Annotated in this window: 19 protein-coding genes and 2 tRNA genes; 19 read left to right on the forward strand and 2 right to left on the reverse strand. The window is 25.8% G+C overall.

Going from position 1 to position 16,510, the window contains the following annotated elements; translation table 4 throughout:
• The first annotated feature begins 49 nt into the window (after nucleotides 1-49).
• The 18 genes from F801_RS0103055 (at nucleotide 50) to F801_RS0103140 (ending at nucleotide 14,553) form a co-directional block, all read left to right on the forward strand.
• Entirely contained in the window at nucleotides 50-346 is a 297-nt protein-coding gene (locus tag F801_RS0103055) for an MG284/MPN403 family protein (RefSeq protein ID WP_014335559.1), read from the forward strand.
• Nucleotides 339-1,517 carry an MHO_1580 family protein gene (locus tag F801_RS0103060; RefSeq protein ID WP_020104637.1) on the forward strand — a complete coding sequence of 393 codons (1,179 nt, stop codon included), beginning with the start codon at nucleotides 339-341 and terminating at the stop codon, nucleotides 1,515-1,517. Before F801_RS0103055 ends, F801_RS0103060 begins: the two co-directional genes overlap by 8 nt.
• The gene (locus tag F801_RS0103065) at nucleotides 1,492-1,923 is read left to right on the forward strand and encodes an MHO_1590 family protein (RefSeq protein WP_027332479.1); all 432 of its coding nucleotides are present in this window, start codon (nucleotides 1,492-1,494) and stop codon (nucleotides 1,921-1,923) included. The genes F801_RS0103060 and F801_RS0103065 overlap by 26 nt, the downstream gene beginning before the upstream one ends.
• Before the next feature lie 7 nt (nucleotides 1,924-1,930).
• Nucleotides 1,931-2,149 carry an acyl carrier protein gene (locus F801_RS0103070; RefSeq protein ID WP_013302047.1) on the forward strand — a complete coding sequence of 73 codons (219 nt, stop codon included), beginning with the start codon at nucleotides 1,931-1,933 and terminating at the stop codon, nucleotides 2,147-2,149.
• A 53-nt stretch (nucleotides 2,150-2,202) separates the two neighbouring features.
• On the forward strand, nucleotides 2,203-3,393 hold the full coding sequence (locus F801_RS0103075; RefSeq protein WP_014335558.1) for a Y-family DNA polymerase: 1,191 nt from the start codon (nucleotides 2,203-2,205) through the stop codon (nucleotides 3,391-3,393).
• Nucleotides 3,394-3,437: 44 nt separating this feature from the next.
• Entirely contained in the window at nucleotides 3,438-3,896 is a 459-nt protein-coding gene (locus tag F801_RS0103080) for a hypothetical protein (protein WP_015084089.1), read from the forward strand.
• Complete coding sequence (locus tag F801_RS04085) at nucleotides 3,883-4,614, forward strand: F0F1 ATP synthase subunit A (protein WP_051084587.1); 732 nt, start codon at nucleotides 3,883-3,885, stop codon at nucleotides 4,612-4,614. The genes F801_RS0103080 and F801_RS04085 overlap by 14 nt, the downstream gene beginning before the upstream one ends.
• 116 nt (nucleotides 4,615-4,730) lie before the next feature.
• A complete protein-coding gene (atpE, locus tag F801_RS0103090; protein WP_013302050.1) occupies nucleotides 4,731-5,060 on the forward strand; it encodes an ATP synthase F0 subunit C in 330 nt (109 codons plus the stop codon).
• 31 nt (nucleotides 5,061-5,091) lie between these two features.
• The gene (atpF, locus tag F801_RS0103095) at nucleotides 5,092-5,661 is read left to right on the forward strand and encodes a F0F1 ATP synthase subunit B (protein WP_014335554.1); all 570 of its coding nucleotides are present in this window, start codon (nucleotides 5,092-5,094) and stop codon (nucleotides 5,659-5,661) included.
• An 8-nt stretch (nucleotides 5,662-5,669) separates the two neighbouring features.
• Nucleotides 5,670-6,206 carry a F0F1 ATP synthase subunit delta gene (locus F801_RS0103100; protein ID WP_014335553.1) on the forward strand — a complete coding sequence of 179 codons (537 nt, stop codon included), beginning with the start codon at nucleotides 5,670-5,672 and terminating at the stop codon, nucleotides 6,204-6,206.
• 12 nt (nucleotides 6,207-6,218) lie between these two features.
• On the forward strand, nucleotides 6,219-7,745 hold the full coding sequence (gene atpA / locus F801_RS0103105; protein WP_020104639.1) for a F0F1 ATP synthase subunit alpha: 1,527 nt from the start codon (nucleotides 6,219-6,221) through the stop codon (nucleotides 7,743-7,745).
• A gap of 1 nt (nucleotide 7,746) precedes the next feature.
• Nucleotides 7,747-8,595: an ATP synthase F1 subunit gamma gene (atpG, locus tag F801_RS0103110; RefSeq protein ID WP_020104640.1), complete on the forward strand. Its 849-nt coding sequence runs from the start codon at nucleotides 7,747-7,749 to the stop codon at nucleotides 8,593-8,595.
• An 8-nt stretch (nucleotides 8,596-8,603) separates the two neighbouring features.
• Nucleotides 8,604-10,016 carry a F0F1 ATP synthase subunit beta gene (gene atpD, locus F801_RS0103115; RefSeq protein WP_014335551.1) on the forward strand — a complete coding sequence of 471 codons (1,413 nt, stop codon included), beginning with the start codon at nucleotides 8,604-8,606 and terminating at the stop codon, nucleotides 10,014-10,016.
• A 2-nt stretch (nucleotides 10,017-10,018) separates the two neighbouring features.
• Nucleotides 10,019-10,327, forward strand: coding sequence for an ATP synthase subunit epsilon domain-containing protein (locus tag F801_RS0103120; RefSeq protein WP_014335550.1), 309 nt, complete (start codon nucleotides 10,019-10,021; stop codon nucleotides 10,325-10,327).
• 256 nt (nucleotides 10,328-10,583) lie between these two features.
• Nucleotides 10,584-13,415: a lipoprotein 17-related variable surface protein gene (locus F801_RS0103125; protein WP_020104641.1), complete on the forward strand. Its 2,832-nt coding sequence runs from the start codon at nucleotides 10,584-10,586 to the stop codon at nucleotides 13,413-13,415.
• Between the two features lie 318 nt (nucleotides 13,416-13,733).
• The gene (locus F801_RS0103130; RefSeq protein WP_013302058.1) at nucleotides 13,734-14,330 is read left to right on the forward strand and encodes a YigZ family protein; all 597 of its coding nucleotides are present in this window, start codon (nucleotides 13,734-13,736) and stop codon (nucleotides 14,328-14,330) included.
• A 71-nt stretch (nucleotides 14,331-14,401) separates the two neighbouring features.
• Nucleotides 14,402-14,475 (forward strand) — tRNA-Cys (locus tag F801_RS0103135).
• 1 nt (nucleotide 14,476) lies between these two features.
• Nucleotides 14,477-14,553: transfer RNA gene (locus F801_RS0103140), tRNA-Arg, on the forward strand.
• 68 nt (nucleotides 14,554-14,621) lie between these two features.
• Here F801_RS0103140 and F801_RS0103145 read toward each other — a convergent pair.
• Nucleotides 14,622-14,996 carry a hypothetical protein gene (locus F801_RS0103145; RefSeq protein ID WP_013302059.1) on the reverse strand — a complete coding sequence of 125 codons (375 nt, stop codon included), beginning with the start codon at nucleotides 14,994-14,996 and terminating at the stop codon, nucleotides 14,622-14,624.
• 339 nt (nucleotides 14,997-15,335) lie between these two features.
• The gene (locus tag F801_RS04450) at nucleotides 15,336-15,641 is read right to left on the reverse strand and encodes a hypothetical protein (protein ID WP_014582562.1); all 306 of its coding nucleotides are present in this window, start codon (nucleotides 15,639-15,641) and stop codon (nucleotides 15,336-15,338) included.
• 13 nt (nucleotides 15,642-15,654) lie between these two features.
• Here F801_RS04450 and F801_RS04090 point away from each other — a divergent pair, with 13 nt between their 5' ends.
• Nucleotides 15,655-16,044 (forward strand): hypothetical protein, encoded by a 390-nt coding sequence (locus F801_RS04090; protein ID WP_027332480.1) that lies wholly within the window; start codon nucleotides 15,655-15,657, stop codon nucleotides 16,042-16,044.
• Nucleotides 16,045-16,510: the final 466 nt, after the last annotated feature.

The following is a 16,510-nucleotide window of genomic DNA, read 5'->3' on the forward strand; positions in this document are numbered from 1 at the left end:
AGCCATAGACAGATTAAGGAAACTTTCTTTTGTAGAGAAAAAAGATATAATGAAAAAAATCTTTCATATGCACAAAAAATACCAGTTTTTAAAAACTGATGACAAACTAAAGCTTGAAAATCAGTCCAAAACAGATAATGCATTAGTTAATTTAGAAAAAGAAATGTCTGAATTATCTACTATAGAAAGAATTTTGAAATTATTAGATCCTCATCATGTAATTATTTTGCAAAAAGAATTTTTAGAAACAGATAAAAATTGAAAAGATAATTACTGATCTAAAACAACTTATTATAAAAAAGTTCATCAAGCAATAGATCAATTTCTGTATTTTTTATATGGTTAGCATTAATCATAATGTTCAGGTTGAAGAAAAAATTCAATCTGTAAATATATATTCTAAACTCGAAAACATAACAAGATTTACATATTTTGCTGGTGCAGATGATAGACAATATATTGAAATAAATCGTAATATCAAATCTGATACATTTTCTGTTAAAGTTACTTATTTTTCAAGAAATAATATAGATTTGATTTCGAGATTGCAAATTAACAATAAAGATACTGAAATTGTCAATAATTTAAAGATTTTTGGAGAAAATTTTGCTGAAAGTATTTTTCCTTTTGTTGCACTTGATAAATTTAATTTTTCAAAATTAAATTCAATGTCAATTGTTTCAAATATAAATAGAAATAACAAGGAAAATTTAGCCATTTTAAGTCAAATCAAATTCTCTAAAAATCCAGTTTTTAAAAAAGACTTTTTTATCAATTCGCAAGGAATTGTATTTAAATCAATTAAAACATTAAATTTTGCATCTTTTGCAACTAAAAATAGCTCAATATTTGATTCTCAGTATGAAAAACAATTTTATAACAATATTTATTTTTTTCCAGTCAAATGAGAAGTAGGACAACATAATAAAATTGTATACAAAGTAGCAGTTGAAAATGATATTTATGATGAAAATACATTAGATCGTGATTTATCAATTTTACCTAAAAAACTAACTAATTTACCAATAGATAAAAATGAAAGTTTAGATCTTAATTTTGTACTTCGTGAGAAGAACAATATAGAATATGTTTTAGGTAAGAAAATCATTGGAGATATTGTAATTGCAAATAATACATATTATGATTCTGAGAAAAAAATAGTTGTAAAAGGTATTCAAAACGAATCGAAGCAAGGTTTTTTAATTCCATACAATTTTAGTGGTTACTTAAATCCCATTTCAACTTTATTTTTAAATGCAGATTATCCTGATATTTCCTTAGCTCATAGACAAGAAATTAAACAAAAATTACTAGATAAAACAGAAGGACTTTTAAAATTAGAAATTTCAACATACAAAGATTCTTTTTTAGATCCGGATCAATTTATCATTTTAGAGAATAAAAATTTTAAGTATATTTCTTCAAATGAAATAAGCTTAGAAATTCTAAAAAGTCTTTATTTTAAAGAAGAAAAAGAAGAACTTTCTGAAAATGAAGATGAAGTTCAGACTAAATAAAAAAGCAATAATCATCACTTTATGTGTATTTACTTCGCTTGCAATAATTTCCTCATTAACAACATTTTTTGTCCTCAAAAATAAACAAAATACTCAAAATTCTCTAGATGATGATAATTTATTTGTTAATTCTAAATTAGAAGCTAAAGATATTTTTCCTACCGTTTATGCTAGCGATTATTACGATTTAATTGAAATCGAAAATGGGCACGCTAAAATTGGTGAAAAACTCATTACAACATTTGTAAGAGACATAATAACAAAACTGTTAGTAAATTACGGAGATATAAAATTCAATTACAAAATCAAAGCTGATAAAGAAATTTTTATTGAATTTATTTGATATCACGAAGATGAAACTGTTTCACAAAATTATCATTTTAAATTAAAAAAAGATAATATATAATTAACATATGAAAAAACTAATTTATGATAAATTAAAAAGTTATTCTAATAAAAGCATACATGATGATTCTGATATCTATTCAATTGGTTTAGATTCTTTGGATTTTGTAGAATTAATAACTGAATTAGAAGAAAAATATAATATTGAAATAACCGATGAAGAGCTATTAAAAGCAAAAACTGTAAAAGATGTAATCGACTTAGTTGAATCTAAAGTTAAAAAATAGACAACCAAATTGTCTATTTTTTCTTTTTGAAAAGATATAATAAAAGAACAAAAATGAAAATCATCGCACACATAGATATTAATAATTTTTTCGCTTCAGCAGAAGAAAAACTAGTTCCTAGTTTAAAAAACAAACCAATAGCAATAGCAAGAAAAGAAGCAAATTCTATTGCTGTTTCGTTATCTAAAACAGCAAAAAAACTAGGAGCAAAAACACCAGATAAACTTTTTAATATTCAAAAAAAGATTCCTAATTTAATTACAATTGAACCAGATCATATTTATTATTCTTTTTTATCCAAAGAATTTTTTGCTTTTATTAGGCAAAATATTTCAAGAAAATTAGAAGTTTTTTCAATTGATGAGTGCTTTGTGGATCTAAGTGATTATTATCGTTATTTTCATAGTTTAGAAACTATGCTAAATGATATAAAAAACCAGATTTGAAAACATTTAAAATTGCCAATTACAATTGGTATTTCTTATAATAAATTTTTAGCAAAAATGGCAACAAATTTAGCTAAAAAAGAAGGAGTTTCTTTTAAATTAATCAACAAGAAGAACAAAAAAGAAGCACTTTTTGATTTAGATATTGCTAATATGTTTGGTATTGGAAAATCTTTATCCTACCAACTAAAAAAAGAAAATATCAACACAATTTCAGATTTTTTAAAAACTAATATTGAAGATGAAAGACTAATTAAAATCTTAGGTACAAGAAGATTTTATTTTTTTGATAATTTACTAAAAAAAGGTGATGATGAAATTGAATTAAGTCACCAAATCAAATCACTTTCTCATACAAAAACCTTTAAAAAAGAAGAAATTTTGAACTTTAAAACACTTTACAGCTTAATAAAACAATTTATTTTTGATCTATGTGAAAAACTAAAGAAAAAATATTTACACACAAATAAAATTCAACTTTTTTATAAAACAAGAAATTCTCAAAACATTAAAATTAATCATAAATTAGAACATTTTAGCGATGATGCAAATTTTATTTATCAACAAATTATTCCTTTTTTAGACAAAATAAATAATTTTGAAGATATTTGAATAATGGGAATTACTTTTTTAAACATACAACAAAATGAAGCAAAAATTAGTAAATCACAAACAAATAATAAAGTTAAAAAGATAATAAATAAAGTGAATCAACAATTTCAAGACGTGCAAGTTAGATCGCTTGCTGATTTTGAAATTGGCCAAAAAATCAATGACTTTAATAAAAAAATTTTCTAATTTTTGCAAAAGGAATAAAATATTATTGCTCATTGAGCTTCAAGATGAAAAAATATGAGTTTTACAAAAGTGTAACCAAAACATATTTAATGTTTTTTTTAATTGGTGTATTTGTATTTGCTATTTGTGTTTTTTGATCTTATCATTTAATTGTTGGTTGATTTTTTTCTTTAATTAGTGTTTTATCTTCAATCTTTTTAACTTGAATTTTTGAATATAAAATATTAATTAAAGTAAAAAAAACGCAAAAAAAATATAAGAAAGTTGCAGTTGCTATTAGTTTATTTTACATATTGATATTAGTTCATATTGTTTTTATAGTAATTTTAATAGTGATTAACGTTCATTTTCCAGCTAATGTGATAAAAACACCACTACAAAAAATATCAAGACCAATTAATTTGTTTACATTTTTAGTAGGAATTACTCTTTTTCCAATTTCGATTATTGTAAGTGAGTGAAAAAAATTAAAAAAAGAAAGGAGAGAAAATGTTAGACACTAGTAAATTTTTATTAAATTGAAATCAACCACAGCTTTTTACAATGTGTATTTTAATTTTTTTAGTTTTAGTACTTTCTTTGGTAATTTATTTTCAAATTAAAAAAGTGAAAGTTGATAAAGTACCTCCTACAATTGTGTTACTTGCAGAAGATTACTTTCTTTTTATAGACAATTTAGTAGAAGATATTTCAGAAGGAAAACTAAATGTGATGAAAAGATATTTTTTTACTCTATTCACTTTTTTAGCATTTGGTAATCTACTTTCAGTCTTTGGTTTTGAAACAATTGCTTCTAGTTTATCAGTTACATTAACACTTGGTATAATTTCATGAACAGGTATTTTTGTTGTTGGGTTTATTTTTAATAAATTAGCTTATATTAAAAAATATATTGTTAATCCATTAAACGCACTATCAGCGCCTGCTCCTTTGATTTCTTTATCTTTTAGGTTGTTTGGGAACATTATAGGTGGTTCAGCTATTTTGTTAGTGATGTATCATGGACTATCTTATGTTTGACACTTAATTCCTTCCAATGCAATTGGAGTTTTAAACGTACCAGCAATTATTATTTATCCACCATTTATTTTCTATTTTGACATTTTTGGTTCATTAGTTCAATCATTTATTTTTACTGTTTTAACAATAAGTTATTGATCTGCAGAAATAGAAGAAGAAGTAAAACCTAAAAAAAAGAAAAAGTTGAAGACTCCCTTTTAAAAAAGCAAATGCATAAAAGGGAAATTTTTTATTCACATTTTAAAGAGTAAGTAATAAAATTTTTCTAAGTTTTATCAAGAAAAACTTAAATCTAATATGTAAGGACAATTAATATAATGAATACAGATCACATTGTAACTTTATTACAAAAAATTAGTACATTTGCTGAAGAAACTGCAAAAACAGTTACACAAGCTCAACCAGCTTTAACAGAATCAATTGGTAGAGGATTAGTTGGTGTTGGAGCAGGGTTAGCTATGATAGGTGGAATTGGTGCTGGAGTTGGTCAAGGATTTTCTGCATCAAAAGCTATCGAATCCGTTGGTAGAAATCCAGAATCTGAAAAAACAGTTTTCAAATTTATGATTATAGGTGCAGCTATTTCAGAAACTTCTGCTATTTATTCACTAGTTATTTCTATTTTATTACAATTCGTTTTTGCTTAATTTTGAACAAATACAAAGACTTTATTAAATTATGATTTTACAAAACGCTACAAATTTTGCATCACAAAGTGAATTAGGTAAAGAGGTTGAGAATCTATTTAAAGGATTATTTCCAAATCCATATATTATGTTAGCAACTGTCTTGTCCTTTGCTATATTGTTTATTATCCTTTCAAAATTTTTATACAATCCTTTGAAAAAAAGTATTGAAAAAAGAAGAAAATTCTTACAAGAAAATATTGACACTACTATAGAAAATAAAGAAAAATCAGTACAACTTGTAGAAGAAAAAAATAAAGAACTTTTAGAAGCAAAATTAACAAGACAAGAAATTATTGCAAAAGCAAAAACACAAGCTGCTAACATAGCAACTACCTATACAAACAATGCAAAAGCTGAATCAAAAAGAATAGTTGAAGAAGGAAAATTCTATATTCTTCAACTAAAACAAAAAGCAGAACAAGAAACAAAAAAAGAAATAATTTCTACCGCTACAGTGTTAGCTTCAAAAATTTTAGAAAAAAACATCACTTATCAAGATGAACAACGATTAATTGATGATTTATTCAAAGAAATTGAACTAGAAAATTTTAATAAATAAATTTAAATATGGAAAATAATACAAACGCTTTAGCCTACGCTGATTCTATGCTTGAGTATGCTCAGGATATAAAAAAAGTTAAAGAATTTCAAGAAGAATTTTTTCACGTTCAAAATGTTTTGCTTCATAATCAATCATTGTTAATTTTTTTAAAATCTCATTTTAATTCTAAAGCACAAAGACATGAAATACTTGATGCTGTTTTTGCTAAAAGACTTTCAGAACCTGTTTTAAATTTTTTAAAAATTCTCATTGACAAAAACTTAATTTTTTATTGAGAAAAGATTTTTAAAAGATTTACAAAAGGTGCAGATAAACTTTCTCAAATAGCTCGTGGAATTATTTATTCAAGTTTTCCAATGCACACTAATCAAATACACAAAATTGTTAATTTACTAACTCAAAAACTCAATAAACAAATTATTTTAGAACATCGTATAGATAAAAATTTATTAGCAGGAATTAAAATAGTTGTAGACAATTATGTTTTTGAAAACAGTGTAGCTTCACTTTTGAGTCAAATGACAAGTGATATATTAAAATAATAAAGGATTTTTATGCCATTAAAAGCAAGTGATATTTCTGCTATAATCAAACACCAAATTGAAACTTATAACAAAAAAAATGTAATTGCAGAAACAGGAAAAGTAATTACAGTAGGTGATGGTGTTGCAATAGTTTATGGAATTGACAAAGTAAAATTAGGTGAATTAGTTGCATTTAAAAACAACACTTACGGAATAGCACTTAATCTAGAAAAAGACTACGTTGGTGTAGTTATTATGGGTAATGAAAATGCTGTTGTTGAAGGTGATGAGGTAAGAAGAACAAACCTAACAATTTCTACTCCAGTAGGTGATGGAATGTTATCAAGAGTAGTAAATGCTTTAGGTGAACCAATCGATGGAAATGGTGATATTTCCTTCACAAAAAGAAGAGAAGTGTTCTCCGAAGCACCTTCAATTATGTCTCGTAAAGCTATTGATAGACCACTTAATACTGGTATTTTAGCTATTGACTCTTTAGTTCCTATTGGTCTTGGACAAAGAGAGTTAATTATCGGGGATCGTCAAACTGGAAAAACTGCAATTGCAATTGATACAATCCTAAATCAGAAATACAAAAATATTCGTTGTGTTTATGTAGCGATTGGACAAAAAAACTCAACTATTGCTCAAATTGTAAGCAAACTCAAAAAAGAAGGAGCAATGGAGTACACCACAGTTGTTGTTGCTTCAGCTTCAGAACTAGCTCCACTTCAATACATAGCACCATATGTGGGTGTTTCTATTGCAGAAGAGTGAATGTATAACGGAAACGATGTTTTAATTATTTATGATGATTTGACAAAGCACGCTATTGCTTATAGAACACTTTCACTTCTTCTTCGTCGTCCACCTGGTCGTGAAGCTTTCCCTGGAGATATTTTCTACCAACATTCATATTTGTTAGAAAGAGCTTCTCAACTTAGCGAAGAAAGAGGTGGTGGTTCAATTACAGCACTACCTATTGTTGAAACTCAAGCAGGAGATATTTCTGCTTATATTCCAACAAATGTGATTTCAATTACTGATGGGCAAATTTTTATGCGTGATTCACTATTTAATTCAGGACAAAAACCTGCTATTGATGTTGGTTTTTCAGTTAGTCGTGTTGGTTCATCAGCACAAACAAAAGCAATGAAACAAGCTTCAAGTTCATTAAAATTACAACTTGCACAGTACAATGAAATTAAAGCATTTGCGCAATTTGGATCAGATCTTGGTGAATCTTCACAACGACTTTTAGATCGTGGAACCAAAATTTACGAACTTTTAAAACAAAACCAATATGAACATCTAACTCAGTTTGATCAAGTTATGATTTTACTTGTTATTAAAGAAAAATTGTTAGACTCTATTAAACCGGATGAAACAAATCAATTTAGAACTGAATTTTTTGAATTTTTAAACAAAAATGAATTCATATTAAAACAAAAACAGTATTTTTTAGATCATAAAGCACTTGATAATAAAAACTATGATGCACTAATTCAAGTATTTCAAAGTTTTATAGAAAGATTTACAGCAAAATCAGCTCAGTAAAATGGTTGCTTTAAGTAAGTTAAAATCCCGCTTTTTACAAATAAAAAATACTGAAAAAATTACCAAAGCAATGGAACTGATTTCAAATGCTAAAATTCCTAAACTACGAAGAGAATTTGTTCAAGTTTCACAATATTTCACAAATCTAAACGAAATCTTTTTATCGATTATTAAAAAAACTACTTCAATTAATGTTTTTGACCTAGATACTGCAAAACCAAGAGTTTTTATAGTAATTACTTCAGATCTTGGGCTTTGTGGAGCTTATAATGTCAATGTAGTTAAGAAGTTAAAATCTTTAATAAAAGAAGAAGATCGCATTATTGTTATTGGAAAAAAAGGAATTAGTTATCTTAGTAAATTCAAAAATCAAATTGATCTTGAATTTGATGCAGTTGATCGTGCAGATCGTTTAGAAATTATTTTCAAAGTCAAAGAACAAATTGAAAAATACTTAGAAAATAAACAAATTTCAGGAATTGAAATTATTTATACTCAATTTATTAATACTTTAACTTTTAATGCAATTAACTTCACTTTACTTCCAATTGATAAAAATATTGAACAACAAAAGCTTGAATTTAAACAAAATTCAAAATTAGAAATTGAATTTGAACCTAGTCCAGAAAGTGTTTTAAAAAATTTAATTCCTATTTATTTTGGAGCTGCTTTGAATAACTTTTTATTTGAATCTAAAATATCAGAAATAGCTTCAAGAAGAATTGCAATGGAAAATGCTTCAGATAATGCAAATGAAATCATTGACAAATTATCAATTGAATTAAACAGAACAAGACAAGCTTCAATAACTCAAGAAATTACAGAGATTGTTGGTTCAATACTAAAATAAGGAAAATTATGCAAAAAGAAAATATCGGAAAAATAATACAAATTCTTGGTCCAGTTATTGACGTGCGTTTTCCTTCTTCGAATCTGCCTGCAATTTTAAATGCTTTAGTTGTTAACTTACCAGCAGATAAAGATGGAAAAATCAAGCAAATAACCCTTGAAGTCGAACAACATATCGGAGATGATACAGTAAGAACCATAGCAATGGATATGACTTATAATCTCTACAAAGGTCTTGATGTAATCGATACAGGAAAACAAATTCAAGTACCTGTTGGACGTCAAGTTTTATCTAGAATGTTTAATGTTTTAGGTAAGGTAATTGATGAAAAACCAGCCCCTGTTTTTGAACAATTAAAAGAAATTCACTCGCCAGCTCCTAGTTATGTTGATCAAAAAGCTTCATCTGAAATTTTAGTAACTGGAATTAAAGTTATTGATTTACTAATTCCTTTTGTTAAAGGAGGAAAAATTGGTCTTTTCGGTGGAGCCGGAGTTGGAAAAACAGTTTTAGTACAAGAATTAATTAACAACGTTGCAACACAACATGGTGGATTATCTGTTTTTGCCGGAGTAGGGGAAAGATCTCGTGAAGGAAATGATCTTTATTTTGAAATGGAAGCAGCTGGTGTTTTAGATAAAACAGCACTAGTTTTTGGACAAATGAATGAACCTCCTGGAGCTCGTATGAGAGTTGCACTTTCTGCTCTAACTATGGCTGAATACTTTAGAGATCAAGAAAATCAAGATGTTTTATTATTCATTGATAACATTTTTAGATTCACACAAGCAGGATCAGAGGTTTCGACTTTATTAGGAAGAATTCCTTCAACTGTTGGTTATCAACCTACATTAGCTACAGAAATGGGACAATTACAAGAAAGAATTACTTCAACAAAACACGGTTCCATTACTTCTGTACAAGCTGTTTATGTTCCAGCTGATGACTTAACTGACCCAGCTCCTGCTACAACTTTTTCACATTTAGATGCTAAAACAGTTTTAGATAGAAATATTGCTTCATTAGGAATTTATCCAGCTGTTGATCCACTAGCTTCGGGTTCAAGAATTTTGGACCCTTTAATTGTTGGACAAGAGCATTATAATGTAGCTCGTCAAGTTATTCAAACATTACAAAGATTTAAAGAATTACAAGACATTATTGCAATTTTAGGGGTTGATGAATTATCAGAAGAAGATAAAAAAGTTGTTGCTCGAGCAAGAAGAATTAGAAACTTTTTATCACAACCATTTTTTGTTGCTGAAAAATTTTCAGGAATTAAAGGTAAATTTTTAAAATTAGAGGAAACTATTAGAAGTTTTGCTGAATTATTATCAGGTAAATATGATGACATTCCAGAAGAAGCATTTTTATATATCGGAACAATTGAAGAAGCACTTGAAAAAGCTAAAAAACTATAAAAATGAAGCTTACTCATTTAAAAATTATTACTCCTTCGGGAATTTTCTTAGAAACAGATACTGATTTAGTAACTCTTAGAACAACAGAAGGTTACAAAGGTTGCCAATATGGTCAAAATCCTTTTGTTGCTTCATTAGTTGCTGATAAATTATTTATCGGATCTGATAAATCTAATACTCAAAAAGTTTATGATATATATAATGGACTTGTTTATGTCGAAGAAGAATATACCACTATTTTCACTGATAAAATTGAAGAAGTTACTTCAGAATTTCGTTATTCTGATTTAAAATCAGCTATAAAATCTTAAAAAAATCAATATATTCAAAGACTTGTTTTCTAAAAAAGTCTTTGAATATATTTTTATTTTAGTATAATAAATTAGATATATTAGACACACTTATTTGAATATAAGTTCGCTTAAGCAAATCAAATTTTTTTATAATTCAAAAAATTAAACTTAAAAACACATAAAGATAAAGAAAAAATTTTTTTATATTTGTATTTTTTACAAAACATAATTTATTAATTTTTTCTTCAAAAATAAAGGATTTAAGTATTAAAAAATGAAAAAACCAATCGTAATTGCACTATCTTTAGTATCAACTCTTACTGTTTCTTCTGTTTCAGTTGGAACATATTTTGTTATCAAAGAAAATAATGCTATCTCTAGTCCATCTATGAAATTAAATTATGATAATGATGGAATTCCTCAAGCAAGACTTAAATTAGAAAAAAATAATTTAGATGTAAGCTATGTAGCTGTTTTTAAAGATGAATCAAATAACTTGAATAGAAAAATTTTAGGAGCTCACAATGGTGTTTTGCTAATTCAAGACAAAACTGGAAATGAAAGACTAGTTGAAGTTTTAGATATGAACCAAAACAGCATTTGAAAAGCTGATAATAGCAACGGAATTGACTTAAGTGTAGGTAAACTTGATATTAAAAACAAGAGCATTTTGCTAAATAAAGACATTTCTAAAAATGCAACAATTAATATTTTTTTACAAAATTCAGAAGGACAAGAAGTAAAAATTAGCAAGCATGCAGATGCAAACGCAAAAGTTTTGTTAAGTGATAACGAACTTTTTAGTATGTTGAATCTCAAACTCAACAAAATAATTACTGACAATCAAAGTAAAACAGAAAAAGTCAAGCTTGTGATTTCAAATGTAGATGGAATCGAAGTTCAAAAACCTGTGGATTTTGCTACAGATTTAACAATTTCTTCAGCAACTATCAATGTTGATTTTGTATCTAAAGCTCTAAGTTTAGATCCTAGCCAACAAATTGAAGCTAAATTTAAAGAAAGTAATTTTAATTCAGATAATGCAAAAATCTTCAGTGTTTATTCAGTAGCTGAAAATAAAGATGATGAAACTTATGGACTTAATTTTAGAGTTAATAATTTAAAAGAGGATACAAAATACGAATTAGTTAGTCTTGCTTTTGTAGAAAATCCTTATAAAAACTTTGATCTTTTAGCTAATGTTCCCTTTTGAACTGCACCTGCTGATTCAGATTTTAATTTTACAACAGCAACTAAAGATATTAATCTTGAACTTCTTGGTCAAAAAGAACTTGAAAATGATAAGTTAAAATACAAATTAGATATTACTTTTACTTCATTACCTAGCAATTTTTACAACAGAAACCTTCAAGTTGAATATACAGATGATCAAGGCAAAGTTGTTAAATCACAACCACAAAAAATCTTAGAAGATACTTCAAGATATGAGTTTAACTTTACTAATTTAAGTAAAAATACTAATTATAAATTATCTAAAATTTTTGTTTTTGATAAATCAGAATCAGATGTTTTCAAAGATATAGATTTCGTTAAAAATAACATTACTGATTCCTTTATATACACACAAGAAATTTCTAACTTTAGAGTTGTACAAACAAATCTAAATTCTGTAAAAATTAGATTTAATTTTGATGATGATTACAAAACTGAAGAAACAAAATCTCCGCTTACTATTTCGTATAAAAAAGTTAATGATCCAAATGATTTAGTAAAAACAGTATCAGCAAAATATTCAAGTGATGAAAATGAAGGAAGATTTGTTGAAACAACACTTAATAATTTAGATATTAATACAAAATATGAAATTGTTAAAATTCAAAGAAATATTCCTGATTTTGCAACAAATTCAAAAACTTTAAATAATTTAGTTTATTTTGATATAGCAAAATCAAAAGCCACAGATAAACCATTAGATTTTATAATCAGTTTTAAATTATTATCAGCAACACCTTTAGATATAAAAACTGGTAAATTCAATCTTAAAGTAGAAAATAATTTAGATAATTTTAATAATTATGATGTAAGTTTAACTTATTCATTTACAAAGCAAAATCAATCCACTGCAACTGAAAAAATAATTACTCATCATGAAACAGGTCAAGGTGATAATGTTGTTTATGATGATAGTACTTCGAGTTTTAATGTTCAAGTTCCAAGTTTTGCAAATGAAAGTGGAAAATACACACTTAAATCACTTAATATTTTTGCAAAGACAAACAAAGACAAAGAAAAAACAAGCATTTTAGCAACTAATTTACAAACGTTAGATGTTAAATCTAAAGCTGATTTTGTTCAATTAGTAGATAATAGTATAGACACAATAAACAAAAATTATCTACCTTCTATGATTACAAAAGAATTATTAAATGCAACTATAAAAGATGAGCAAAAACCACTTATAAATTCTTCTTTACAAGTTACTTCTGGTACTGTGGATGATAAGCAAGGTGAATTACCTGTTACTTATTCATTAACTTACTTTGGTTCTACAACTCAACAATCATATACAATAAAAAATCTTAATAAATTGGTCGAAATTAAGGATACAAAAGACAAATATAATGCAACTGCAACATCAGCTGATTCCTTTTTTGAACCTCGTTTTGCATTAACTGATGATAATAGTTATTTTTCTTATTGATATGCTAATAAAACCGAAGGTAAAGATATTGTTTTTACCATAAATCCACAAAATCTTGATAGTAGGTTAATGAAAGAATTTTGAATTTTCGCTAGAAAACACAATGAATATAGTGCCGAACAACATCTTACTTCTTACTTTACTGTTAAAATTACTTATAAAGATGAACGTGGTCAAGATTGAACAAAAGATTTAACTGTTAATAATCCAACAGAATTTACTGCAACTACAAAAACACCAAAAACAACTCAACAACATCAAACTCAATCTAACAAAGAGTTTACAACCACAACTGAAACCTATCACAAATGAACATTTGTTTTGGATAAATTAACAAAAGTAAGCAAGATAGAAATTACCTTTAAAAAAGAATATCAACCAAAATATGTTTCAATCTTCAAAGTTAGATTTGTTGAACCTGAAAAAACATTACCACAAAAATAAAAACATTTCTTTTTTCACAGTTTTTGCTATTTGTATTTTAAAAGATACTTTAAATTTTATGTTTGCTAAAATCTAAAATTAAAATAATATTTCTTTAAAAATTTTAAATTTAATTAAAATAAAAAGTTTTGCTTCTAATTCAGTTGCTTTAAGCATTTGTGTTTAAATAAAACAATATTTTTACCAACTAAGTATGTGTAGAAATTAAAATCAATATCTAAAAAACTCTTTTGCTTTTGTGGTTATAAATTGTAATTATGTATCATCTACTTGAGATTGATAAAATAACTAATTTTTCTTCATTTTTTAAAGGAAAAAATGTATAAAAGCTGTTGTTTAGATCAAGACAATTACTTGTTAGAAGTAAAAGATTCTAAATTTTTTGTCTATGTTTTTTATGTAGAAACTCAACAACAAATCGGTAGTTTTTTAGCACAAATAAAACAAAAAGAATCAAAAGCCAAACACATAGTTTATGCTTATAGATTAGAAAATAATCAAAGTAAATTTTATGAATCTACTGAACCAAAATCAAGTTCTGGTAAAAAAATTCAAGATGTGATTTTTACTCACAATCTTTATAATATTTTAATTATTATTGCAAGATATAAAAGTAATGCACAACTTGGTTTAAGTTTACTAACTCGTTCATATTACAATGCAGCTAGTTTAGTAAGTACAAATAAAAATATCTGTAGTTTAAAACAAGAAAAAGTTTATACTCTAGAATTTGATTTAGTAAATCTGGATAAATATTTACAAATTCTAAAGTATTACAAAGAAAATGTTTACCAAAAAATTATTTTAGACAAAAAAGCTAAATTAATCTCAAGTTTAGATAATTGTTATGATTATTTTCAAAATAAAGCAGAAGTTAATTTATACAAAATTAATAAATTAAGAATTCGAATCTAAAATAAATATTTAAAAGTAGTAAAATTTGCTATAACAAAATGAAAATTATAGTAAAATTTTATTACTTTAATGGCACCATAGCCAAATGGTAAGGCATAGGTCTGCAACACCTTGATTACCGGTTCGAGTCCGGTTGGTGCCTCCATGCGCTTGTAGCTCAATTGGACAGAGTGTTTGGTTACGGCCCAAGAGGTTGAGGGTTCGAGTCCTTCCAGGCGCGCCATATAATTTAAAATTACCAATAATTCAAGTTATTAAAAAAAGAGCATTTTTGCTCTTTTTTTATTTTATTTATTCTTTAATAGCAGCTTTGAATTTAGCAAGTCTATCTTTTACAACATCTAAAAATGTTTGTGCTTTTACAAAATCAAATTTATCTTTTTCTAAAATTTCTTTAATTCTAGGTAATAAATAGTCTAAAGAACTTTTAATTTGCGGATCAGTATTGTCTTTTAATTGCTTATTTTTAATAGTTTCAAATTCACTATTTATTTCATTATATTTATTTTGCGCTTCTTCTTTTGTTAAATGATTAACTTGAACATTTGGTTGTTGATCAGAGCCACTTTTACTTTTTGTTTCTCCACAAGAAACTAAAGCTACTAGAGGAACAAACGCAATAGTACTAATGAATAATTGCTTAAATATTGTTTTATTTTTTAACATATTTTTCCTTTTTTAAAATATAAAAATGTATAGTTGAATCTATACAAGCAAAAAATTTTATATCAATATTCTTTTTTTTGGTAAGAATTTACTAAAAAAATTATAAAAATCCTTTATTTTTGAAGGATTTTTTATTACTTTTTAAGAAGCAGTTTATAATGCATAACTTATATACATTAAAATAATAAGACACAAATGAATATGTGTTTATATTACTTAGCTTTTAATAAATATTGTTATTATTAAAGAGCTTTTCAAGACAAAATGTACTTTTTGTACAAAAAGTGCTAAAAATTTTGCAATTTATATATAATATGAATATTATGAATCTTCAATCACTTATTTTTTAAAAGCTAAAGCACTTAGAAATACTATTAGATTTATTTGAATCTTGTGATTTTTATCTATAATCGTTAGTGTTTTATTTGTTACACTTTCATTACCTGTTGTAAAAGAATATATTAGTAGTTTAAGTAGAAGAGATAGATATTCATTAGTAACTGATGACTCGATGTCATATAATTCTAGTTCTCTATTTGAAGCTAAATTTACAAGCGTTTTTGTATTTGCCTTGGCTATCGGTTTTGTAGGATTAATTACTGCTATTGTACTCACAGTTAGAACAATTTCTTTAAAAAATCTCATATACCCATTAGTTATGAATTCACAAAATTCTAGTTCATCTTTTATGTTGTATGATGCATATAGAAAAATAAATTTTGTTTCAAAAATGTTTATATTTATGTGAATCCCTTTCTTTGGAGCTTTTTTGACACTTTTTGGTATTTTGGTTTTAGTCTCTTTATTTAAAGCTTCTTCTGCTGCAAAAACTTTGTCAATGATACAATTTTCACCTCAGCAAACAGCAACAATGAACAATTATCAACAAGATTACTATGACTTTCAATATGACGATGATTCTTATGATTATTACCAAAACAATAACTACTCTCAAAATAATGGTTACCAACAAAACAATGGATATCCACAAAATAACAGAGTACTTGCTAATAGAAAAAATTCTAGAAAGAGAAACAGTAGATATTAATAATATAATGATAAAAAATACTTAACTTGCTTGAAATGTATATTGCTTCGAGAAATAATGATGAACAAACTTTAATACTTTATAACATACAAAAAGATGTACATTTTCTTATTATAGTTTAATTTGAGGGATTATTTTTATTTGAACATTTGTTGGATTTATATTCGTAATAATTGCGCTTATAAAACTTTCAAATTCTACAAAATTAATTCTTATTTTTTATCAAGATAATCAACATAATGAACTAAATGAATAATACTATAATCATACTTTGATATAAATTCTTTTAATTTTTCAAGAATTCCAAGAGATTAATGATTAAAAAATCAGCTTCTAAATGAGCAGATCCCCTTTTCCTAGAAAAGTAGAAAAGGGGATTTTTTATGAAATATTCATTAGAATTTAAATTAGAATGTGTAAAAAAATACAAAAAAGGAATTGAAATTAAAAAGCCTGATTTTGCTAA

The sequence above is a fragment of the Mesomycoplasma hyorhinis ATCC 17981 genome, assembly GCF_000383515.1.
Lineage (GTDB): Bacteria > Bacillota_I > Bacilli_A > Mycoplasmatales > Metamycoplasmataceae > Mesomycoplasma > Mesomycoplasma hyorhinis.